At 62.9% G+C, this 19,730-nt stretch carries 23 protein-coding genes; 13 read left to right on the forward strand and 10 right to left on the reverse strand.

Annotated elements, in window-relative coordinates:
- Positions 1-7 precede the first annotated feature (7 nt).
- From glyA to NJ75_RS02755, 4 genes are read left to right on the forward strand one after another with little or no spacing between them, the layout of a single operon-like run.
- Entirely contained in the window at positions 8-1,318 is a 1,311-nt protein-coding gene (gene glyA / locus NJ75_RS02740) for a serine hydroxymethyltransferase (protein ID WP_039331262.1), read from the forward strand.
- Between the two features lie 4 nt (positions 1,319-1,322).
- Entirely contained in the window at positions 1,323-1,529 is a 207-nt protein-coding gene (locus tag NJ75_RS02745; protein WP_039331264.1) for a hypothetical protein, read from the forward strand.
- Positions 1,530-1,532: 3 nt separating this feature from the next.
- Positions 1,533-1,997, forward strand: a complete 465-nt coding sequence (nrdR, locus tag NJ75_RS02750) for a transcriptional regulator NrdR (RefSeq protein WP_039331266.1) — start codon at positions 1,533-1,535, stop codon at positions 1,995-1,997.
- A 2-nt stretch (positions 1,998-1,999) separates the two neighbouring features.
- The gene (locus NJ75_RS02755; protein ID WP_039331268.1) at positions 2,000-2,752 is read left to right on the forward strand and encodes an RNA methyltransferase; all 753 of its coding nucleotides are present in this window, start codon (positions 2,000-2,002) and stop codon (positions 2,750-2,752) included.
- 3 nt (positions 2,753-2,755) lie between these two features.
- Here the strand turns inward: NJ75_RS02755 and NJ75_RS02760 are convergent, their stop codons facing one another.
- The gene (locus NJ75_RS02760) at positions 2,756-3,058 is read right to left on the reverse strand and encodes a chorismate mutase (protein ID WP_052241883.1); all 303 of its coding nucleotides are present in this window, start codon (positions 3,056-3,058) and stop codon (positions 2,756-2,758) included.
- Positions 3,059-3,261: 203 nt separating this feature from the next.
- Between NJ75_RS02760 and rpsD the strand changes: the two genes are divergently transcribed.
- Together rpsD and NJ75_RS02770 are read left to right on the forward strand one after the other, a co-directional pair.
- On the forward strand, positions 3,262-3,873 hold the full coding sequence (gene rpsD, locus NJ75_RS02765) for a 30S ribosomal protein S4 (RefSeq protein WP_039331270.1): 612 nt from the start codon (positions 3,262-3,264) through the stop codon (positions 3,871-3,873).
- 94 nt (positions 3,874-3,967) lie between these two features.
- Entirely contained in the window at positions 3,968-4,219 is a 252-nt protein-coding gene (locus NJ75_RS02770) for a hypothetical protein (RefSeq protein ID WP_236727043.1), read from the forward strand.
- Here the strand turns inward: NJ75_RS02770 and tgt are convergent.
- Positions 4,216-5,340: a tRNA guanosine(34) transglycosylase Tgt gene (gene tgt, locus NJ75_RS02775; protein WP_039331273.1), complete on the reverse strand. Its 1,125-nt coding sequence runs from the start codon at positions 5,338-5,340 to the stop codon at positions 4,216-4,218. The two genes, NJ75_RS02770 and tgt, sit on opposite strands and share 4 nt — an antisense overlap.
- 62 nt (positions 5,341-5,402) lie before the next feature.
- On the opposite strand from tgt, the gene NJ75_RS02780 reads away from it, so the two are divergent.
- Positions 5,403-6,185 (forward strand): TSUP family transporter, encoded by a 783-nt coding sequence (locus NJ75_RS02780; protein WP_039331275.1) that lies wholly within the window; start codon positions 5,403-5,405, stop codon positions 6,183-6,185.
- On the opposite strand, the gene NJ75_RS02785 is transcribed toward NJ75_RS02780, so the two are convergent.
- The 6 genes from NJ75_RS02785 to NJ75_RS02810 form a co-directional block, all read right to left on the reverse strand.
- Complete coding sequence (locus NJ75_RS02785) at positions 6,182-7,372, reverse strand: cytochrome P450 (RefSeq protein ID WP_039331276.1); 1,191 nt, start codon at positions 7,370-7,372, stop codon at positions 6,182-6,184. The two genes, NJ75_RS02780 and NJ75_RS02785, sit on opposite strands and share 4 nt — an antisense overlap.
- A 62-nt stretch (positions 7,373-7,434) precedes the next feature.
- Positions 7,435-8,478, reverse strand: a complete 1,044-nt coding sequence (gene queA, locus NJ75_RS02790) for a tRNA preQ1(34) S-adenosylmethionine ribosyltransferase-isomerase QueA (RefSeq protein ID WP_039331278.1) — start codon at positions 8,476-8,478, stop codon at positions 7,435-7,437.
- A gap of 41 nt (positions 8,479-8,519) precedes the next feature.
- Positions 8,520-9,191 (reverse strand): peptidylprolyl isomerase, encoded by a 672-nt coding sequence (locus NJ75_RS02795; RefSeq protein ID WP_039331493.1) that lies wholly within the window; start codon positions 9,189-9,191, stop codon positions 8,520-8,522.
- Between the two features lie 80 nt (positions 9,192-9,271).
- Complete coding sequence (coaD, locus tag NJ75_RS02800) at positions 9,272-9,784, reverse strand: pantetheine-phosphate adenylyltransferase (protein ID WP_039331280.1); 513 nt, start codon at positions 9,782-9,784, stop codon at positions 9,272-9,274.
- A complete protein-coding gene (locus NJ75_RS02805) occupies positions 9,784-10,680 on the reverse strand; it encodes a polyprenyl synthetase family protein (protein ID WP_039331281.1) in 897 nt (298 codons plus the stop codon). The genes coaD and NJ75_RS02805 overlap by 1 nt, the downstream gene beginning before the upstream one ends.
- A gap of 14 nt (positions 10,681-10,694) precedes the next feature.
- Positions 10,695-10,958, reverse strand: coding sequence for an exodeoxyribonuclease VII small subunit (locus NJ75_RS02810; RefSeq protein WP_039331283.1), 264 nt, complete (start codon positions 10,956-10,958; stop codon positions 10,695-10,697).
- A 71-nt stretch (positions 10,959-11,029) separates the two neighbouring features.
- Here NJ75_RS02810 and NJ75_RS02815 point away from each other — a divergent pair, with 71 nt between their 5' ends.
- The 3 genes from NJ75_RS02815 to NJ75_RS02825 are packed head-to-tail and all read left to right on the forward strand — an operon-like array spanning position 11,030 to position 14,370.
- The gene (locus NJ75_RS02815) at positions 11,030-11,425 is read left to right on the forward strand and encodes a DUF2177 family protein (RefSeq protein ID WP_039331284.1); all 396 of its coding nucleotides are present in this window, start codon (positions 11,030-11,032) and stop codon (positions 11,423-11,425) included.
- A gap of 42 nt (positions 11,426-11,467) precedes the next feature.
- Positions 11,468-13,627, forward strand: coding sequence for a phosphoribosylformylglycinamidine synthase subunit PurL (gene purL, locus NJ75_RS02820; RefSeq protein WP_039331286.1), 2,160 nt, complete (start codon positions 11,468-11,470; stop codon positions 13,625-13,627).
- Positions 13,624-14,370, forward strand: coding sequence for a DUF72 domain-containing protein (locus NJ75_RS02825; protein ID WP_039331287.1), 747 nt, complete (start codon positions 13,624-13,626; stop codon positions 14,368-14,370). Before purL ends, NJ75_RS02825 begins: the two co-directional genes overlap by 4 nt.
- Before the next feature lie 3 nt (positions 14,371-14,373).
- Here the strand turns inward: NJ75_RS02825 and NJ75_RS02830 are convergent, their stop codons facing one another.
- Positions 14,374-15,183, reverse strand: coding sequence for a Coq4 family protein (locus NJ75_RS02830; protein ID WP_039331289.1), 810 nt, complete (start codon positions 15,181-15,183; stop codon positions 14,374-14,376).
- A 146-nt stretch (positions 15,184-15,329) separates the two neighbouring features.
- Between NJ75_RS02830 and NJ75_RS02835 the strand changes: the two genes are divergently transcribed.
- Complete coding sequence (locus tag NJ75_RS02835; RefSeq protein ID WP_156135687.1) at positions 15,330-15,914, forward strand: cytochrome b family protein; 585 nt, start codon at positions 15,330-15,332, stop codon at positions 15,912-15,914.
- Here the strand turns inward: NJ75_RS02835 and serB are convergent, their stop codons facing one another.
- Positions 15,915-16,799 carry a phosphoserine phosphatase SerB gene (gene serB / locus NJ75_RS02840; RefSeq protein WP_039331291.1) on the reverse strand — a complete coding sequence of 295 codons (885 nt, stop codon included), beginning with the start codon at positions 16,797-16,799 and terminating at the stop codon, positions 15,915-15,917.
- Here serB and miaA point away from each other — a divergent pair.
- Positions 16,792-17,766: a tRNA (adenosine(37)-N6)-dimethylallyltransferase MiaA gene (gene miaA / locus NJ75_RS02845; protein ID WP_052241915.1), complete on the forward strand. Its 975-nt coding sequence runs from the start codon at positions 16,792-16,794 to the stop codon at positions 17,764-17,766. The genes serB and miaA overlap by 8 nt on opposite strands.
- 198 nt (positions 17,767-17,964) lie before the next feature.
- Positions 17,965-19,713: a biosynthetic-type acetolactate synthase large subunit gene (gene ilvB, locus NJ75_RS02850; RefSeq protein WP_039331293.1), complete on the forward strand. Its 1,749-nt coding sequence runs from the start codon at positions 17,965-17,967 to the stop codon at positions 19,711-19,713.
- Positions 19,714-19,730 lie beyond the last annotated feature (17 nt).

The raw sequence follows: 19,730 nt of genomic DNA on the forward strand, positions 1-19,730 counted from the left end.
CCCAGAGATGACCACCGCCACAGCAGCGCCGGAAATCCGCAAAGCCGGCTTCTTCACCGAGCATCTGGAAACGGCCGATGCCGAAGTGTTCGCCGCCATCAAGGGTGAGCTGCACCGCCAGCAGACCAAGATCGAGCTGATCGCTTCGGAAAACATCACCAGCCGCGCCGTGCTTGAAGCCACCGGATCGGTTTTCACCAACAAATACGCCGAAGGCTACCCGGGCAAGCGCTACTACGGTGGGTGCGAATACGCCGATATCGTCGAGAACCTGGCGATCGAGCGCGCCAAGCAGCTGTTCGGATGCAACTTCGCCAACGTTCAGCCCAACTCGGGCAGCCAGATGAACCAGGCCGTGTTTCTCGCGCTGCTGCAGCCGGGTGACAGCTTCATGGGCCTCGACCTGAATTCGGGTGGCCATCTCACCCACGGCAGCCCCGTGAACATGAGCGGCAAGTGGTTCAACGTGATCCCTTACGGCGTGCGCCCCGACGATCACATGATCGACATGGACGAGGTTGCCCGTCTTGCCCGAGAGCACAAGCCCAAACTGATCATCGCCGGTGGCACCGCCTATTCACGCACCTGGGACTGGGCCGCCTTCCGCGCCATTGCCGATGAAATCGGCGCGTGGCTGCTGGTCGACATGTCGCACATTTCGGGCCTCGTTGCAGGCGGCGCCCACCCCTCGCCGTTCCCGCATGCCCACGTCGTCACCACGACGACCCACAAGAGCCTGCGCGGCCCGCGTTCGGGCGTGATCCTCACCAATGACGAGGATCTGGCCAAGAAGTTCAACACCGCCGTATTCCCCGGCCTTCAGGGCGGTCCGCTGGTCCACGTCATCGCGGGCAAGGCGGTTGCCTTTGGTGAAGCGCTGCGCCCCGAATTCAAGGCCTATGCCCACCAGATCGTCGCCAATGCCAAGGCGCTTGCCGAAAGCATCAAGGACGCCGGCCTCGGCATCGTTTCCGGCGGCACCGACAACCATCTTATGCTGGTTGATCTGACTGCCAAGGACGTGACCGGCAAGGCCGCCGAGAAGGGTCTCGATCGCGCCTGGCTCACCTGCAACAAGAACGGCGTCCCGTTCGACAAGCGCTCCCCCTTCGTCACTTCGGGCATCCGCCTCGGCACGCCGGCTGGCACCACCCGCGGTTTCCGCGAGGAAGAGTTCCGCACCATCGGCAAGCTGATCGTGGAAGTGGTCGATGGCCTTGCGCGCAATGGCGATGAGGGCGATGGTCAGGTCGAACAGCGCGTGCGCGATCGCGTCGCGGAGCTTTGCGCGCAGTTCCCGATCTATCCGGAGCTGTAAGCTTATGAACGACCACGACGATCTCGCCGCTCGCGCCAAGCAGGAAATCTCCGGCATGGCCAAGGAGGGCATGGCCCACCCATCGACCAAGCCGGTCCTGACCGGCGCGGCCATCGGGGCGGTGGCCGGTGTGCTCCTTCCTGTCGTCTCGCTCCCGCTTGGCCTTGCCGTGGGTGCTGGCATTGCCTTCTGGCAGAGGATCAAGCGCTAAGCCGTGCGTTGCCCGTTCTGCGCCCATGACAACAGCCAGGTGAAGGACAGCCGGCCGAGCGAGGACAACACCTCGATCCGCCGGCGCCGTCAGTGCGAAGGCTGCGGGGCGCGGTTCACGACGTTCGAGCGGGTGCAGTTGCGTGAGGTCGTCGTAGTCAAGAGCGGGGAACGACGTGAACCGTTCGACCGGTTCAAGATCGAACAATCGGTTTCGCTCGCCTGCCGCAAACGCCCCGTCGCTCAGGAGCGCCTCGACCAGCTCGTCTCGGGCATCCAGCGCCAGATCGAAACCATGGGCGATTCAGAAGTACCGTCCAAGGTCATCGGAGAGATGGTTATGGAAGGTCTGCGCCAGCTTGATAGCGTGGCCTACATCCGCTTTGCCAGCGTCTATCGCGATTTCACCGAAGCGCGTGACTTTGAAGAATTCGCTTCGAGCGTCCAGGAAATGAGCGGCCGCGCCTGAACATGACCGATCCAGAAAAGCGCCAGCCGGTCATCGTCCTGGTCCGCCCCCAGCTTGGCGAGAACATCGGCAAGGCCGCGCGTGCCATGCTGAATTTCGGCCTGACAGAGATGCGACTTGTATCTCCGCGCGATGGCTGGCCCAATCCGTCCGCCGGTCCCGCCGCAGCTGGCGCCGACAGGGTTCTGGAGAAAGCACAGGTCTTCGATACCCTCGCTGATGCCGTCAGCGATTGCTCGCATGTCTTCGCCACTACTGTCCGCAAGCGTGGCGTGACCAAGCCCGTGCTGACGCCGGAACAGGCAGCGAAGGATATCATCGCCGCGCAGGGCCGCAGCGCGATCATCTTCGGACCGGAACGGTCAGGCCTTGAGACCGACGACGTGGCGCTGGCCCGCGCCATCATCACCGTACCGATCAACCCGGAATTCGGTTCTCTCAACCTCGCGCAGGCCGTCATCCTTTGCGCGTACGAGTGGTCCAAGCACGTCGATCTGGTTCAGCCTACCGTAGAGGACATGCTGCCCCCTGCCCCGCAGGAAGAGTTTGAAGGCATGTTCGAACAGCTTTGCACGATGCTTGAACCGCGCGGCTACTTCGAGCCCGAGGCACGCGCGGCCGCCACGCGACGCACATTGCGCACCATGCTGACCAAACCAGGCTGGAACCATCTCGAAGTGCGCACCATGCGCGGGGTGCTGAGCGCCCTGCGCCGCAAGGAAGGCTCGAAGCCGGGGGACGAGCCGCGCAGTTGAACTTCAGTCGTTGATCACGCGATGGTTTCGCTGGGCTTGTACCGCATCTGCGGCGTCCATCAGCCGATCCCAGAAATCGGTTACAAGCCCGACGGGAATACCGAGCTCGAAAGCGCGACGACGAATCACCGCCATCTGGGCCTTGCGCTCGTCGTCAGAAAGCTCTCGTTGAACCGTAGTGCTCGCAGCCAACCCAAATCGTTGAGACAAAAGCGAAAGTATTTGAAGGTCGATCGCCTCCAACCCGCCGGAAAGGGATTCCAACGGCTGCGACTGGTCAGAACGAGGCGGCCCTTCGTGCATCATTTTCGATAGCACCCCAATTTCGCTACCCTGTCTATGGCCGCTGCCCTTGACAAAGGGCTAATTGTCTGTTCTTGGCCGCGCTTCGCAATTGGCCCTGCACTCCCGGTGAAGCGGTGGCCGCACTTCGCAATTGGCAAAGTGGTGCGTGTCCGGGACTTGAAGCATCGGCGCGTTGCCGGTGCAGGCAGATTGAAAGGCAGCGCATGTCCAAGCGCAAGGCATCCAAGTACAAAATTGATCGCCGTCTCGGCGAAAACATCTGGGGTCGTCCCAAGTCGTCGGTGAACCGCCGCTCGTATGGCCCGGGCCAGCACGGCCAGCGCCGCAAGAGCAAGGTCTCGGACTTCGGCATCCAGCTCCGCGCCAAGCAGAAGCTCAAGGGCTACTACGGCGATGTGACCGAGAAGCAGTTCAAGCGCACCTACCAGGAAGCGTCGAAGATGAAGGGCGACACCGGTCAGAACCTGATCGGCCTGCTCGAACAGCGCCTTGACATGGTCGTGTACCGCGCCAAGTTCGCGCCGACCATCTTCTCGGCTCGCCAGGTCGTTTCTCACGGTCACATCTACGTCAACGGCGTGAAGTGCAACATCGCCTCGCGTCGCGTTCGCCCCGGCGACGTTATCAGCCTCGGCAAGAAGGCCAAGGAAATGGCCCTCATCGCTGAAGCGCAGTCGCTGCCCGAGCGTGAAGTTCCCGACTACGTCGCCGCCGAAGGCGACAAGGCCACCTTCACCCGCGTTCCGACGCTGGACGAAGTACCCTATCCGGTGAAGATGGAACCGAACCTGGTCGTCGAATTCTATTCGCGCTGATCGGTATTCCAACCACTGCGACACATGGAAGAGGCGGGGCGCAAGCTCCGCCTTTTTCGTATGTGCAAACAAGCTGTTACGTGTCGTTTCGCAGGTGAAATTTACAGCAATTCGGGGAACTCTCGGGGCGCGCGACCATTGGGATGGCATGTGTCTCTATCGCTTCGTCACCCCGCATCGCATCGGCAAATGGTATCCGGACTTGCTCACCGCGCAGCGCCAGGCTTTCGCCATCGGCGCCGGCTTTCTCGATGAGCGTACCGGCGAATTCTATGCCTACAAGGACACGAGGTTGGAGACGCAGGACCCGATGATGCAGGACGGTGCAGAGGGCATTGCCGCCTAACGCGCGAAGTAGTCCCGTCTGAAATCGGCTGCGAAGGCCGCAAAGCGCCCTTCTGCGATCGCCGCGCGCATGCCTGCCATGAGTTGCTGGTAAAACCACAGGTTATGCTCGGTCAGCAGCATGGCCCCAAGCATCTCGCCCGACTTGTGCAGGTGGTGCAGGTAGGCGCGGCTGTATTTGGTGCAAGTCGGGCATGGACAGCGTTCGTCGAGAGGGCCGGTATCTTCCGCATGCCGGGCGTTGCGCATGTTCACCGGGCCGTTCCAGGTAAAGCCCTGCCCATTGCGCCCGGACCGGGTCGGCAGGACGCAATCGAACATGTCGACCCCGCGCTCGACCGCACCGACAAGGTCATCGGGCTTGCCGACCCCCATCAGATAGCGCGGACGATCCGCAGGCAACTGCTGCGGCGCGAAGTCGAGCGTAGCGAACATCGCCTCCTGCCCTTCCCCCACGGCAAGGCCACCAATGGCATAGCCGTCGAACCCGATGTCGGTCAGGGCGTCGGCGCTGGCCTTGCGCAAGCCTTCGTCAAGCGCGCCCTGCTGAATTCCGAACAGCGCCGCGCGTTCGGCATGTTCGGCCCCGGCGTTGAAAGCGTCGCGACTGCGCCTTGCCCAGCGCATCGACATTTCCATCGATTTTGCGATCACATCGCGCGGCTGGTCGGCGCGCGGGCATTCGTCGAAGCACATGACGATGTCGGACCCCAGCAGACGCTGGATTTCCATCGAACGCTCCGGGCTCAACAAATGACGCGAACCGTCGAGGTGGCTGGCGAAGGTCACGCCTTCCTCGGTGATCTTGCGCAAGTCCGAAAGGCTCATCACCTGGTAGCCGCCGCTGTCGGTCAGGATCGGGCGGTCCCAACCGCCAAACTTGTGCAGGCCACCCAGACGCGCGACACGCTCTGCTCCGGGGCGGAGCATAAGGTGATACGTGTTGCCGAGGATGATGTCCGCACCGCTGGCGCGCACGTCTTCCATCTTCATCGCCTTTACCGTTGCGGCGGTACCTACCGGCATGAACGCCGGGGTGCGGATGTCACCGCGCATCATCCGGATCGTCCCGGTGCGCGCCTTTCCGTCGGTGGCGTGGATATCGAAGGCAAAACGGGTCATCGTGCGGAGATCTCGGCAAAAAGAGTGTTGCGGCCCTTAGGCGCAATCGCCAAAGCGCGCAAATGCCAGACCTGCTCCTGATAGAACCCGCCCATCTCGATCTCTGGTTCTACCCGGCGTTGACCTGCGTTGCCGTGCTTTCGGGGTTCATCGACGCCGTGGCCGGCGGCGGCGGGCTGGTGATGATGCCGGTGCTGCTGTCCACCCCCCTGCCCCCGCATGTGGTGCTGGGGACCAACAAGATCCAGTCAATGTGCGGCACGTCGATGGCCACGTGGCGCTATCACAAGGCAGGTCTGTTCAGTTTCCGCAAGAACGCCGCGACAGCCGCCATCGTTTTTGTCGGCGCAATGGCAGGATCGCTGGCAATTCAGCACCTTAGCGCGGACGTCCTCAAACTCGTCGTGCCAGTGCTGCTGATTGCTGTGGCGCTCTACACTGTCCTGTCGCCGGGCATGACCGACGAAGACCGCAAGGGCCGCCTGTCCGAGCGCGGCTACATGCCGGTGGGGGCCGGGGTTGCGTTTTACGATGGCTTTTTCGGGCCGGGCGCCGGACAGTTCTTTGCGACAACGCTGGTTGGCTTGCGGGGCATGGGGCTTACCCGTGCCACTGGCCTGACGAAATTTCTCAACGTCACCAGCAACATAGCCAGTGTGATCGTGTTCAGCATCGGTGGCCAGGCGATGTGGATTCTCGGGGCTTGCATGGGCGTCGGTGCCATGACCGGCGCGTGGATCGGCTCGCACTATGCCACTAAGTTCGGCGCCAAGGTGATCCGCCCGCTGCTCGTGGTGGTGAGCATCGGGCTGACCGTGCGGCTGGTATGGGGCTGGTTTTCCTAGGGATTCCAGACCAATGGCAGCGAAGTGCAGGCACCGACGTTGCCGCCCTTCATGGTGACGGGACGCTCCGGATCAGGGCGAACCTCGGGCATGCCAGCGAGCCATTCCTCAAGAAAAACAATCACTTCCATGCGGGCAAGGCCTGCGCCGACGCAGCGGTGGGCGCCCACGCCCATCGTGGTGTGCCGGATCGGGGTCAGGCCGCGGTCGAAACGCACCTCTTCCGGCGCAGAAAAGCTTCTCGGATCAAGGTTATGGAGTACGCTGGGCAAGTAGACAAGGTCACCGGCACGGATCGTGACGCCGTCGATTTGGATATCTCCAACTGCATTGCGACTCACGGCAACTGTCGGGTAGCGACGCATCAACTCATCGGCAACTGCGGGCAACTCTCGCGGGTTGTGGCGCATCCACTTCTGGTGCTCGGGGTGCCTCGCCAAGTGGAGCGCGACCATCCCGATCATCGCAGCAACCGTATCGAGTCCACCGAACAGAAGATTGCGGCACATCCGCCGCGCCTCGTCCACCGTCCACGGCCTGCCGTCGACCGGTTCCGACAGGATGCGGCTGAAGAGGTCGTCGCCGGGCTGCGCCATGCGCCTTTCAATAAAGGGCCACAAGTAATCGTCAGCCGCCTGCCGGAGTTGTTCGACCGTCATCGAACCGTCAGGGCGCGTGAGTTGGACACCGAGCTGGCGAAGTCGAGGACGGTCTTCGAGCGGTACGTCGATCAGGGTGAGGAAGATGTTCAGCGGCAGGATTTCGGCGAAGTCGCTGACGAAATCGCACTCGCCACGCGGGCGCAGCCCCTCGATCAGTTCGCGCGCGACTTCACGCACCTTGGGTTCCAAGGCGACGACAAAACGGGAGGCAAGGCCCTTCATCACGGGCGTGCGATACGCTTTGTGCGCTGCTCCGTCCTCCTGCAGCGGAATGAACTGCATGACTTCGCCAAGGCCCGGAGTCACGGCAAGGCACTGATTGGAGAGCCTTTCTGCATCTCCCCACAGTTGGCGCACAACGTCACCGCGCGCTGCGATCCAATGACCGCCATTGACCGTAGTCCACACAAGACCGGGGCCATCAAGCAGCGTCTTCCACGCGGCGAAGTAATCGCTCTCCACCCCTGGCGGATTGAAGATGTCGAAATCCACCACCCGGTCTGCCGGAACGTGTGCCGGTATCATGCCCTTCTCCCATATCTGTTGGGGGGCAGGCTAGTCGGCACACCGTCGGCCGAAACTGCGCTTTATGGCAGGAGCAGGCTGGAATCGCCGTAGGAGTAGAAGCGGTAGCCGCTGGCAATGGCATGGGCATAGGCCGCCTGCATCCGGTCGAGCCCCATCAGCGCCGAAACGAGCATGAACAATGTGGACTTGGGCAGGTGGAAGTTGGTCATCAGCCCGTCGATTGCGCGGAAGCTGTAGCCCGGCGTGATGAAGATCGCGGTATCGCCTTCGAACGGGCGAATGACCCTGTCTTCGCCCGCCGCGCTCTCAAGCAGGCGGAGCGAGGTGGTGCCGACGGCGATAACGCGGTTGCCGTCCGCGCGGGCGGCGTTGAGACGGTCTGCAGTGGCGGAGTCGATCGTGCCCCACTCCGCGTGCATCTGGTGGTCCTTGGTGTCGTCGGCCTTGACCGGCAGGAACGTGCCCGCGCCAACATGCAGGGTGAGCGTTTCAGTGCGGATGCCGCGCTCGGCAATCGCTTCCATGAGGCGCGGCGTGAAGTGCAGCGCGGCGGTGGGGGCGGCGACGGCGCCATCCTTGGCCGCAAACATCGTCTGGTAGTCTTCGCGGTCTCGCTCGTCGGTGGGGCGCTTGCCGGCAATATAGGGCGGCAGCGGCATTTGCCCTGCCCGTTCCAGCAGGACCTCGACGGGCTCTTCGCCGGGAAAGAACAACGTCCAGCTGCCATCGGGAAAGCGGCTTTCTGCAAAGGCAGACACGCCAGCGCCGAACCTGATCTCGTCTCCCTCCCGCAGGCGTTTGCCGTTGCGAACGAAGGCCTGCCAACGGCGCAGGTCGATCCGCTTGTGGAGCGTGGCGCCGAGGCGCGCCCCCTCACCGTTCAAGCTTGGACGCTGGCCTTCAAGCTGGGCCGGAATGACACGCGTGTCGTTGAACACCAAAACATCGCCGGGATTCAACAGCGAGGGCAGATCAAGCACTGTGAGGTCACGGAACGGCCCGTCCATGCCAACGCCAAGTAGGCGCGCCGAATCACGCGGCCGGGCGGGACGCAGGGCAATATTTTCCTGAGGCAATTCGAAGTCGAAGAGATCTACGCGCATGGGCGCGCCCTAGCCGCAATTGGGCAAGGATTCGAGAGCCCTTAGTTTGACGTAGAATTGCTGAGCATGTCCGCCGTGATGGCAGCCGGTGCCGCTGGCGCGACCGGCGCCGGGGCCGCCTTGTTGTCAGCCGCAATCGAGGCCTGCACGATCTTCGTCGGGTTCTGCGGCGGTTCACCGCGCACGATCGCGTCCACAAAGTCCATGCCGGCGATCACACGGCCGAAGTTGGTGTACTTGTGATCGAGGGCAAAGCGCGGATAGAAGACGATGAAGAACTGGCTGTTGGCCGTGTCAGGTTCGTTCGTGCGCGCCATCGAAACCGATCCGCGCACGTGCGGAATGGCGTTGAACTCGGCCTTGAGGTCAGGCAGCGGCGAACCGCCCTGCCCAGTTCCCGTTGGGTCGCCAGTCTGGGCCATGAAGCCGTCGATCACGCGGTGAAAGATGATGCCGTTGTAGAAACCCTGGCGGACAAGAGTCTTGATCCGCTCAACGTGGTTGGGCGCCCACTCCGGCATCAGGCGAATGGCCACACGGCCACCGTTCGAAAGATCGAGGTAGAGGATATTCTCGCGATCCACGGACTGATCGGCATTGACCGTATAGGTGAGCGGCTTGGGCGCTGGTGCCGGAGCCTCGTCCTTCGCCATGGCAGGCGAGGCAATCAGGGCAGCGCCAAGCGCAAGTGCGGTGAGAAAGCGCGAAACCATGGAACAGTCGAACTCCGGATAACCTGCAGCGCCGATAGGCTTCTCGCGCTGTCGCTGCAATGAACGATTGCCGTTCTGTTTCAGTAGTCGCCCAGACGACCAAGCTTCTCGACCCTGGCGACCACTTCATCACGGACCATTGGCGTGACGAAATCGGCTATCTCGCCCCCGAAAAGCGCAATTTCCTTCACTAGCTTCGATGCGATGGGCTGAAGGCTGACGTCGGCCATGAGGAACACGGTCTCAATCTCGGCGTCGAGCTGCTGGTTCATGCCGGCCATCTGGTATTCGTACTCGAAGTCCGCAACGGCGCGCAGCCCGCGCACGATCACCGAAGCGCCTTGGGCGCGGGCGAACTTCATCAGCAGCGCATTGAAGCCCACGACCTCGACATTGTCGATTCCCTGGTCCGCCACTTCACGGCTGACCATGGCCATGCGTTCTTCCGGCGTGAACATCGGGTTCTTCGAGGGATTGGTGGTGACGCCGATGATCAGCTTGTCGACCAGCTTGGCTCCACGCCGGATGATATCGAGGTGGCCGAGCGTGATCGGATCGAACGTGCCCGGATAGACGCCGATGCGCTGCGCCATCAGTGATTCCTCTCGACAATGAAGCGCGCCAGTTCGCGCAGGAGATCGGCTTCAGGGCCATAGCTCGCCAGAAACTCGATCGCTTGTTCTACCAGAATGCGCGCCTGTTCGCGTGCCCTCTCTGCGCCCAGCAGCGAGAGGAACGTCTCCTTGCCCTGCGCTTCATCTTTGCGCAGGGCCTTGCCCGCCGCGGCTTCGTCGCCTTCGGCGTCGAGCAGATCGTCGGCAATCTGGAACGCAAGGCCGATGTCGCGAGCATAGCCGCGCAAGTGCGTACGGCCTTCAGGCGGAAGCTTGCCGAGAATTGCGCCCATCTCAACCGAGGCGGAAAGCAGCGCACCCGTCTTGAGCTGCTGCAGCCGCGTCACGGTAGGCAGGTCGAAGCTCGAGGTTTCGGCAACGATGTCCATCATCTGCCCGCCGCACATGCCGTTCATGCCGCTGGCCGTGGCAAGCGTGCGGATCAGTTCGATGCGGGTGAACGGATCGCCACTGGTTGCAGGATCGGACAGGACTTCGAACGCGAAATCGTGAAGCGCGTCGCCAGCAAGGACCGCCGCAGCATCGTCGAAAGCGAGATGCACGGTGGGCTTGCCGTGCCGCAAGGCGTCATTGTCCATGCACGGCAGATCGTCATGGATCAGCGAATAGACGTGGATTGCCTCGATTGCGGTGCCGACCCGGACCGCGGCTTCGCGAGAAACGCCGAACAGTGCAGCGGTGGCGCAGACCAGCAGCGGACGGACGCGCTTGCCGCCACCGATCGTGGCATAGCGCATGGCTTCGACAAGCCGGTCGCGGGGATCGCCGGGCACGGGCAGGAGCAGGTCGAAGCTCTTGTCGATGTCTTCGGCGATAGCCTTGAGCGCAGGCTTGAGCAGACCGGTTTCGGCCATGACGGAAGCTCCGATCAGCCCTGGGTTTCGTCAAACGGGCGCAGGCCCTGCGGCTTGCCATCACGATCGGCCACGATCGCTTCGATCCGCGCCTGCGCCGCATCGAGCCGCGCCTGGCAGTGCGCGCGCAGTGCATCGCCGCGGGCATAGAGATCGATCGATTCATCAAGCGGGGCATCGCCGCTTTCCAGCCGCCGCACGACTGTCTCGAGTTCCTTCAGAGCCTCTTCAAAGCTGAGGCCAGCGATGCTTGGTGCGATATCAGGTGCGGTTCCCATTGGGGCAGCATTGACGGGGCCATGGGGCGCGGTCAAGCTTCGATCCGCAACAAGCCGGGGACCTGCACTCCATGCAATACGTGATCGCCTATGTCGCTGCCGCCGTGGTGTTTGGCGCAATGGACGCCGTGTGGCTGGGCTGGGCCGGGTCAAAGCTCTATCGCCCCGCGCTGGGCGATCTGCTGGCGCCGCAATTCCGCGCGGGGCCGGCGATCGTGTTCTACCTGCTCTACCTTGGCGGAATGATGTGGTTCGCCGTCCGGCCAGGCCTGTCGCAGGGCCTGGGAGCGACGGCGCTGAACGCTGCGATCTTCGGCGCAATGTGCTACATGACCTACGATCTGACCAGCCAGGCCGTGCTGGCGCGCTGGCCGGTGCACGTGACCGTGATCGACGTGATCTGGGGGACGTTCGCGACGACAGTGGCCGCTACGGCAGCAACATGGATCGCGCTCAAATTCGCCTGACAGGACTAGCCTACACGCGCCCACATCGCTAAGGCGCGCGCCATGTCCGAAATCACGCCAGATGTCGTCGCCGCCCATGGGCTGTCCGAGGAAGAGTACCAGCGCGTCCTGAACGCGCTCGGACGCGAGCCGAACCTTGTCGAGCTCGGGATCTTCTCGGTGATGTGGTCGGAGCACTGCTCCTACAAGTCGAGCCGCATCCACCTCAAGAAGCTGCCGACGTCAGCGCCCTGGGTGATCTGCGGCCCCGGCGAGAACGCGGGCGTGATCGACATCGGTGACGGGCAGGCCGCAATCTTCAAGATGGAGAGCCACAACCACCCCTCCTACATCGAACCCTATCAGGGCGCGGCAACTGGGGTTGGCGGCATCCTGCGCGACGTCTTCACCATGGGCGCGCGCCCGGTGGCGAACATGAACGCGCTGCGCTTTGGCCGTCCTGATCACCCGAAGATGAAGCACCTTGTGCAGGGCGTCGTCGCAGGCATCGGCGGCTATGGCAACTGCGTTGGCGTGCCCACGGTCGGTGGCGAGACCAACTTCCACAAGGCCTATGACGGCAACATCCTCGTCAACGCGATGACCGTGGGCGTGGCCGACACCGACAAGATCTTCTATTCGGCGGCCACGGGCCTAGGCAATCCGATCGTCTATGTCGGCTCCAAGACCGGCCGTGACGGCATCCACGGTGCGACCATGGCGTCTGCCGACTTCGACGAGAAGTCCGACGAGAAGCGCCCGACCGTACAGGTGGGCGATCCCTTTACCGAGAAGCTGCTGATCGAAGCCTGCCTCGAACTCATGGCGACCGATGCGATCGTCGCCATTCAGGACATGGGCGCGGCGGGCCTGACGTCGTCCTCTGTCGAAATGGCGACCAACGGCAAGGCTGGCATCATTCTCGACATGGACAAGGTGCCCTGCCGCGAAGAGGGCATGACGCCTTACGAAATGATGCTCTCGGAAAGCCAGGAGCGCATGCTCATGGTACTCAAGCCCGGCAAGGAAGCCATGGCCGAGGCGATCTTCCGCAAGTGGGAGCTGGACTTTGCCGTGATCGGCGAAGTGACCGACACTGGCCACATGGTGCTGAAGTTCAAGGGCGAGACGGTCTGCGACATTCCGCTGGGTCCGCTCGCCGAAGACGCCCCGCTTTATGACCGCCCTGCGCTTTCGCTGGCAGACTACAAGGCGTGGGCTAACGTGGCGCCGCTCGGTTCTGTGCCGGAGAGCGCGGACCTTGGCGCCGATCTGGTCAAGCTGATCGGCTGCCCCGATCTCGCCAATCGCCGCTGGATCTTCGAGCAATACGATTCGCAGGTTGGTGCCGACACGTTGCAGAAGTCGGGCGGCGATGCTGCCGTGGTGCGCATCCACGGCTCGAAGAAGGCGCTGGCGATCAGCACCGACTGCACGCCGCGCTATTGCTATGCCGATCCCTATGAAGGCGGCAAGCAGGCCGTGGCCGAAACGTGGCGCAACATCTGCGCGGTTGGCGCGCGTCCGCTGGCAATCACCAACTGCCTCAACTTCGCCAATCCGCAGCGCCCCGAAATCATGGCGCAGATCGTCCAGGCGCTGAACGGCATGGGCGATGCTTGCCGCGCGCTGGATTACCCGATCGTCTCGGGCAACGTCTCGCTCTACAACGAATCGAAGGCCACCGGCGGTGGTTCGGCCATTCTGCCCACGCCTGCCATCGGTGGCGTCGGCCTGATGCTTGATCACGACGTGATGACCACCGTCGCGTTCAAGAACGAAGGCGACGTTATCTGGCTGGTGGGCAATGAAGGCTCGCATCTCGGCCAGTCGCTTTACCTGCGTGAAGTGCATGGCCGCGAAGATGGCGATGCGCCTGCGGTAGACCTTGCTGTCGAGCGCAAGAACGGCGAACAGGTGCGCGAATGGATCGCGGCCGGCAAGCTCACCGCTGTCCACGACATCTCGGACGGCGGCCTGCTCGTAGCGCTGACCGAAATGGCGCTGGCCGGTGACAAGGGCTGCTCGCTCGACGTGGCGCTGACCACGGCTTCGGCATTCGGCGAGGATCAGTCACGTTATGTCGTCACGACCAAGGCTGGCGAAGTTCTCCAAGGTGCAACCAGGCTTGGCACGGTCGGCGGAACGCAGGTAGCGGGCGTCGAACTGGCAAGGCTGCGCGAGGCCAACGAAGCCTTTTTCCGGGACTGGATGGAAGCGTGACGCACGGGTCCATCCGCGTCGGTATCGGCGGGTGGACCTACGAACCTTGGCGCGGGGGAGCTTTCTATCCGGTGGGCCTCCCGCACCGGCGAGAACTTGAATACGCCGCGTCAAGGCTGAGCTGCATCGAGATAAACGCGACCTACTACCGGCGGCAAAAGCCCGAGAGCTTTGCGCGCTGGGCAGCGGCCACTCCGGAAGGCTTCCGTTTTAGCCTGAAGGCGCTGCAATATACCATGCGGCGCAAGGTGCTGGCGGACAGCAAGGAGATCGTCGGCAAGTTCCTTGATCAAGGGTTCACTGCACTCGGCGACCGGCTGGGCCCGATCCTGTGGCAGTTCCGCGAAGGGAAGCGGTTTGAACGCGAGGACTTTGCGCGCTTTCTTGACCTGATCCCGGATCGCCAGGACGGCGTGGCGCTGCAACACGTGCTCGAGGTACGCGACGTATCGTTCTGCGATCCAGCTTTCCTTGACCTCTGCCGCGATCGCAATTTTGCCGTTGCATTCTCCGACAACGCCGAGTTTCCGCAGATCGACGAGCAGACGGCGAATTTCTCGTACGCGCGGCTGCAGCAGTCGAATGAAGCTTGCGAGACCGGCTACGAACCCGCGGCGATCGGCAAGTGGGCGAAGCGCGGCCGCGACTGGGCACAGAACGGCAGGGACGCCTACATCCTGTTCATCGCGGGCGCGAAGCAGCGCAACCCGGCCGCAGCGCGGGCATTGATCGCAGCCCTCTGACCGTCAGGCGGCGAGCTTCTTAGCCGCATTTTTTCCGAGCAGGTCATAGGGATCGATTCCCATGCCGCGCCAGATGCCGTGCGCTTCCTTGTAGTGCATGGCAGGAGTGATGTTAAGGCGGGCACGCACCTCTTCGATGGGCAGCGGCAGCAGTTCCTTGATTGATTGTTCGCACAGCCGCGGGCATGCCTTGCCAAGTCGCTGGCCTTCGCGGACTGCGCGCAGGACCGGCGCGCTGCGCTTGGTCTGGCGATTGATGTTCACGCCGGCCATGTAGCCGATGAACAGATGTGCCGGGCTCGGCTGCTGGCTGTAGGTGAACGCAAGGACGCAGGCTTCGCCAAGTGCATCGCGCCCGTAACCGGTCAGCACGTGAAGCATGTCGTGCACGTCGCGCATGCGGTTGAGGTACCACAGGAACTGGTCCTCGAAGCGTTCTCGCTTGGCGGCGAAGCGATCGAACTCGTCGACCAATCCCTGCGCGGTCAGACCCTCGCTCTCCATGAAGTCGCAATAAGCGTGGGCCAGAGAACCCTCAGGCGTCTGCCGGAGCGCGGCGTGATCATCGAGAATCGCTGGGAGATAGGGCTCGGTCAAACGAAGGGCCTGACCGCGCTCGCTACGCAGAAAAGCCTCGGCCCGCCCCCGCAGGTTCCGCCACGGCAGCGCCTCGAAAATGTGGAACACCTCCTCGGTATTTTCCTTGTCTTTCAGGAGGTTCTGGAAATGGTGCCATGCCTTGAGCGGCTGCATCCGCATCTCCGGACGACGCTCATCGTAGATTGGCAGGTCAGCACTCAACGCGCCGGTCATGGCGTTCACGTCGATTCTCCCGGTTTTCTTGCCGCCGGAATACTAACAGCACTGTAAATAGATCGTCAATCGCCGTGCCCGGAGCACTGCTTGCCAGCGCCGACGGTGCAGTGCAGACTAGCAAAAACGTAGGGGGAGAACGGAACATGGCACGGAAGTGGCCAATGGCGCTGGGGCTGGCGCTTTCGTTGCTGGCCTTGGCTGCGGGTCTGGCCGCCGGCACGACGCAACATGAGAGTTGGCACCTCGCCGCACGTTGGACTGCACGAGTGGGCTTTCCGATTTTCCTCCTGACCTACCTCGCCTCCTCGCTCTTTCGCCTTTCCCCCGCCCCGTGGAGCCGTGCGCTGGTTCGTGATCGCAGGTGGTGGGGCCTTGGCTTTGCGGCAAGCCACACCGTCCACCTCGTGGCGCTGGTCGTCGCAGTCAGCCTCGATCCGGAACCGCGCACGTTGGCATCGCTTGTCCCGGGAAGCTTGGCCTACCTCTTCATTCTCGCCATGGCGTTGACCTCAAGCAGCGCTGCGATGCGCGCACTCGGCCGGAACTGGAAACGCCTGCACACAACGGGCATCCACGTGATCTGGCTGATCTTCACGCTGGCTTACGCCAAGCGCATTCCAATGCCGGAGACGCGCGCCATCGGCCTGACGATGACGACGCTCGCCCTGATGGCGCTGCTGGTTCGCGTGCTGGCGTACAGACGACGCAGCACGCCCGCCTTTGCCTGATCAGTCGAAGACCCAGTCCTGACGGGCAATGCCGAAGAGCGACAGGATCGAGGTCAGATCACCGCGGTCGACCCAGCCGTCGGCGGCAGAGCGGGCCTTGGGCTTGGCGCGATAGGCGATGCCGTAGCTTGCAGCTTCGATCATCGGAATGTCATTGGCGCCATCGCCGGTCGCAAGGCTGAACACTTCGCTGCCAAGGCGCTCTGACTCTTCGAGCAGGACCTTCTTCTTCACCGAACTATCCACGATTCCACCAACGAGCCCGCCAGTCAGCATGCCTCCGTGCAGGCCGAGGCGGTTGCCGACCACGCGATCGAACCCGAGCAGTTCCGCCACCGGATCGGCGAAGGAATGAAAGCCGCCCGTGACCAGTACGGTATGGCAGCCACGAGCCTTGAGCGTCGAAACGAGCGTCCGAGCACCCGGCATCGGGCGAATGCGCTCCTCGAGGCACTGCGCGATTGCGGTCTCAGGCAGGTCCTTGAGCAAGCCGACGCGTTCGCGCAGGGCGGATTCGAAATCGAGCTCTCCCTGCATCGCGCGTTCCGTGATTGCCGCGATGCGGTCCTTGAGTCCGGCGAAATCCGCCAGTTCGTCGATGCATTCCTGCTCGATCATGGTCGAATCCATGTCGGAAACGAACAGGCTTGGCACTTCGATCAGGCCGTTGGAGAGCAGCAGGTCGCTATCGGGGAAGCACCGGTCCAGGATCTTGCGGATGCCTGCGGGATTGCCTTCGACGACTTCGAGTTCGAGCACGTCGTCACAGAAGTCGAGCATCCCGGCACCCGCCACTTCCCAATCGCGCGCCTCGATCATTTCCATCGCAAGCGAGAGATTGTCACCAAGCGTCTCAGGGTCTGCTATCAGGCGCGCGATGATCAACGGGGAATCCTTTTCTGAAAGCACGGGGCACGACGCGGCTGACGGGCCACGCGTGGCGCTAATCGCAGGGCCGACGGCAAGCGGCAAGAGCGATCTCGCTGTGAAGCTCGCCCTCAGGCTGCGAGAGCAAGGCCGGGAGGCGGTGGTTATCAATGCCGACAGCGCGCAGGTCTATGCAGATCTGCGCGTGTTGAGTGCAAGGCCGTCGGAGGAGGACATGCAGGGCGTGCCGCATGTCCTGTTCGGCGCGTGGGATGGTGCGCAGCCCTGCTCGGCGGCAGACTGGGCAACAGCCGCCAAGGTTGAGATCGCTTCAGCCCACGAACGCGGTGCGATGCCGATCCTCGTCGGCGGGACGGGCATGTACTTAAACACCCTGCTCCACGGCATTGCACCGGTACCGGACATAGACCCTGCTGTTCGTGCGCAGGTGCGAGCTCTGCCGGTTGAGGTCGCATATGCCGCATTGCGCGAGGAAGACCCGGCGCGCGCTGCACTGCTTGGTCCTGCCGATGTGCAACGCGTGACCCGCGCGCTTGAGGTGGTGCGTTCGACCGGGTATTCCCTCGCACATTGGCAGCAGCAGCGTGTCGGCGGGATCGGCAACGGGGTGGACCTAGCGCCGATCATTCTCCTGCCCGAGCGGCAGTGGCTTTATCGCCGCTGCGATCTGCGCTTTGAACTGATGTGGCAGGGCGGTGCACTCAACGAGGTCGAAGCGCTGCTGGCCCGGGGCCTGCCCGAATCGTGTCCGGTCATGCGAGCAATCGGCGTGCCGGAGATCGCCGCATTCCTGCGCGGTAAAATGTCTCAAGATCAGGCAGTTTCCGCAGGGCAGCAGGCGACGAGGAACTACGCCAAGCGGCAGTATACTTGGCTGAAGAACCAGAATCCCGGCAGTTGGCCACGCTTGACGTACGAAAATTCCATTGACTTCGACTATGCAGCAAGTTTATTGCGCGGTTAGCCGCTTGACACCACCTTTTATGTCAAGTAGCAGGCCGTCAATTGCCTGATCCATCTTGCATGCCGATCAAGCACCCGAGAGGGAGAGACGGCCCGGCGCAGCCAAGCTGCAGCCGGGCCGAAATTTTTGATGGTTTTTTGTTTTTTCAGCGAAGCATCGGGTCTATCGGCCCGGTCACGCGAAGAAGGATGAAGTAACGTGACAAGCGAGCGCAGCGGCGCCGAGATCCTGGTCGAAAGCCTTGTCGCCAAGGGCGTCGAATTCGTGTTCGGCTATCCCGGCGGCGCGGTACTGCCGATCTACGATGCGCTGTTCGGCGATGAACGCATCCGCCACATCCTCGTCCGCCATGAAGCCGGCGCGGCCCACGCCGCCGAAGGCTATGCGCGCGCTACCGGCAAGCCCGGTGTCGTGCTCGTCACCTCCGGTCCTGGCGCGACCAATGCCGTCACCGGCATTGCCGACGCCTTCATGGATTCGATCCCGATGGTCGTGATCACCGGGCAGGTCCCCACCGGCCTGATCGGGTCCGACGCATTCCAGGAAGCCGATACGGTCGGCATCACGCGCCACTGCACCAAGCACAACTATCTGGTGAAGGACCCGTCGCAGCTTGCCGCCACCATCGACGAGGCCTTCCGCATCGCCACCGAAGGTCGTCCCGGCCCGGTCGTGATCGACATTCCCAAGGATGTGCAGATCGCGACGGCGACGTGGAGCAGCGCGGCGCCGCAGCAGCGCAACCGCTATTCGCCCCAGACCGAAGGCGGCGCCAGCGAGATCGCCGAGGCGATCGAAATGATCGCCCAGGCCAAGGCACCGGTGTTCTACACCGGTGGCGGCGTGATCAATTCCGGTCCCGAAGCCGCGCGCCTGCTGCGCGAGCTGCAAGCGCTGACCGGCGCGCCCGTCACGTCGACCCTGATGGGTCTGGGCGCATTTCCGGCGGATCATCCGGCATGGCTCGGCATGCTCGGCATGCACGGCACCTACGAAGCCAACCTGACGATGAACCAGGCCGACCTTATCGTCTGCGTCGGCGCCCGCTTCGATGACCGCGTCACGGGCCGCCTCGATGCCTTCGCGCCCAATTCGAAGAAGATCCACATCGATATTGACCGCGCGTCGATCAACAAAACCGTCGCCGTGGACCTGCCGGTGATCGGCGATTGCGGCAAGGTTCTCGGGCAGCTGATCGAAGCGTGGCTGAAGCGTGGCTACAAGGCGCAGGACCTAACGGGATGGTATGCCCGCATCGATGGCTGGCGTGGCAGGAAGAGCCTTGCCTACCCGCGCAAGTCCAAGGCGATCATGCCGCAGTACGCGGTCGAACGTCTGTACGAGCTGACCAAGCATCTCGAGCCGATCATCTCGACCGAAGTCGGCCAGCACCAGATGTGGGCGGCGCAATATTTCCACTTCATGAAGCCCAACAAGTGGCTGACCTCGGGCGGTCTCGGCACGATGGGCTATGGCCTTCCCGCGGCCATCGGCGCGCAGGCTGGCTTCCCCGAGACGCTGGTCATCGATATCGCCGGCGACGCCTCGATCCAGATGAACATTCAGGAGCTGGGCACGGCCACGCAGTATCGTCTTCCGGTCAAGGTCTTCGTGCTCAACAATGAATGGATGGGCATGGTCCGCCAGTGGCAGGAGCTGACCTACGAGAGCCGTTACTCCAACTCCTATTCGGACAGCCTGCCCGACTTCGTTCGCCTTGCCGAAGCCTATGGCTGGAAGGGCATCCGCATCACCGACGAAAGCGAGCTGGACGCGGGCATCCAGGCGATGATCGACCATGACGGTCCGGTCTTTGTCGATTGCCTCGTCGCCAAGGAGGCCAATTGCTTCCCGATGATCCCGTCGGGGGCTGCACATACCGACATGATCCTCTACGGGGACGAAGTCGCCGGCACGATGGACGACGAAGCCAAGGCGCTGGTCTGAGGGACACCGAAACAATG

This window comes from Novosphingobium subterraneum, assembly GCF_000807925.1.
GTDB lineage: Bacteria > Pseudomonadota > Alphaproteobacteria > Sphingomonadales > Sphingomonadaceae > Novosphingobium > Novosphingobium subterraneum.

Excerpts from the sequence above, each read along its gene's own strand:
- glyA (WP_039331262.1), top strand. The coding sequence starts at position 8 with ATGACCACCGCCACAGCAGCGCCGGAAATCCGCAAAGCCGGCTTCTTC.
- NJ75_RS02745 (WP_039331264.1), top strand. The coding sequence starts at position 1,323 with ATGAACGACCACGACGATCTCGCCGCTCGCGCCAAGCAGGAAATCTCC.
- NJ75_RS02755 (WP_039331268.1), top strand. The coding sequence starts at position 2,000 with ATGACCGATCCAGAAAAGCGCCAGCCGGTCATCGTCCTGGTCCGCCCC.
- NJ75_RS02760 (WP_052241883.1), bottom strand. The coding sequence starts at position 3,058 with ATGATGCACGAAGGGCCGCCTCGTTCTGACCAGTCGCAGCCGTTGGAA.
- rpsD (WP_039331270.1), top strand. The coding sequence starts at position 3,262 with ATGTCCAAGCGCAAGGCATCCAAGTACAAAATTGATCGCCGTCTCGGC.
- tgt (WP_039331273.1), bottom strand. The coding sequence starts at position 5,340 with ATGACCCGTTTTGCCTTCGATATCCACGCCACCGACGGAAAGGCGCGC.
- NJ75_RS02780 (WP_039331275.1), top strand. The coding sequence starts at position 5,403 with ATGCCAGACCTGCTCCTGATAGAACCCGCCCATCTCGATCTCTGGTTC.
- NJ75_RS02785 (WP_039331276.1), bottom strand. The coding sequence starts at position 7,372 with ATGATACCGGCACACGTTCCGGCAGACCGGGTGGTGGATTTCGACATC.
- queA (WP_039331278.1), bottom strand. The coding sequence starts at position 8,478 with ATGCGCGTAGATCTCTTCGACTTCGAATTGCCTCAGGAAAATATTGCC.
- NJ75_RS02795 (WP_039331493.1), bottom strand. The coding sequence starts at position 9,191 with ATGGTTTCGCGCTTTCTCACCGCACTTGCGCTTGGCGCTGCCCTGATT.
- coaD (WP_039331280.1), bottom strand. The coding sequence starts at position 9,784 with ATGGCGCAGCGCATCGGCGTCTATCCGGGCACGTTCGATCCGATCACG.
- NJ75_RS02805 (WP_039331281.1), bottom strand. The coding sequence starts at position 10,680 with ATGGCCGAAACCGGTCTGCTCAAGCCTGCGCTCAAGGCTATCGCCGAA.
- NJ75_RS02810 (WP_039331283.1), bottom strand. The coding sequence starts at position 10,958 with ATGGGAACCGCACCTGATATCGCACCAAGCATCGCTGGCCTCAGCTTT.
- NJ75_RS02815 (WP_039331284.1), top strand. The coding sequence starts at position 11,030 with ATGCAATACGTGATCGCCTATGTCGCTGCCGCCGTGGTGTTTGGCGCA.
- purL (WP_039331286.1), top strand. The coding sequence starts at position 11,468 with ATGTCCGAAATCACGCCAGATGTCGTCGCCGCCCATGGGCTGTCCGAG.
- NJ75_RS02830 (WP_039331289.1), bottom strand. The coding sequence starts at position 15,183 with ATGACCGGCGCGTTGAGTGCTGACCTGCCAATCTACGATGAGCGTCGT.
- NJ75_RS02835 (WP_156135687.1), top strand. The coding sequence starts at position 15,330 with ATGGCACGGAAGTGGCCAATGGCGCTGGGGCTGGCGCTTTCGTTGCTG.
- miaA (WP_052241915.1), top strand. The coding sequence starts at position 16,792 with ATGATCAACGGGGAATCCTTTTCTGAAAGCACGGGGCACGACGCGGCT.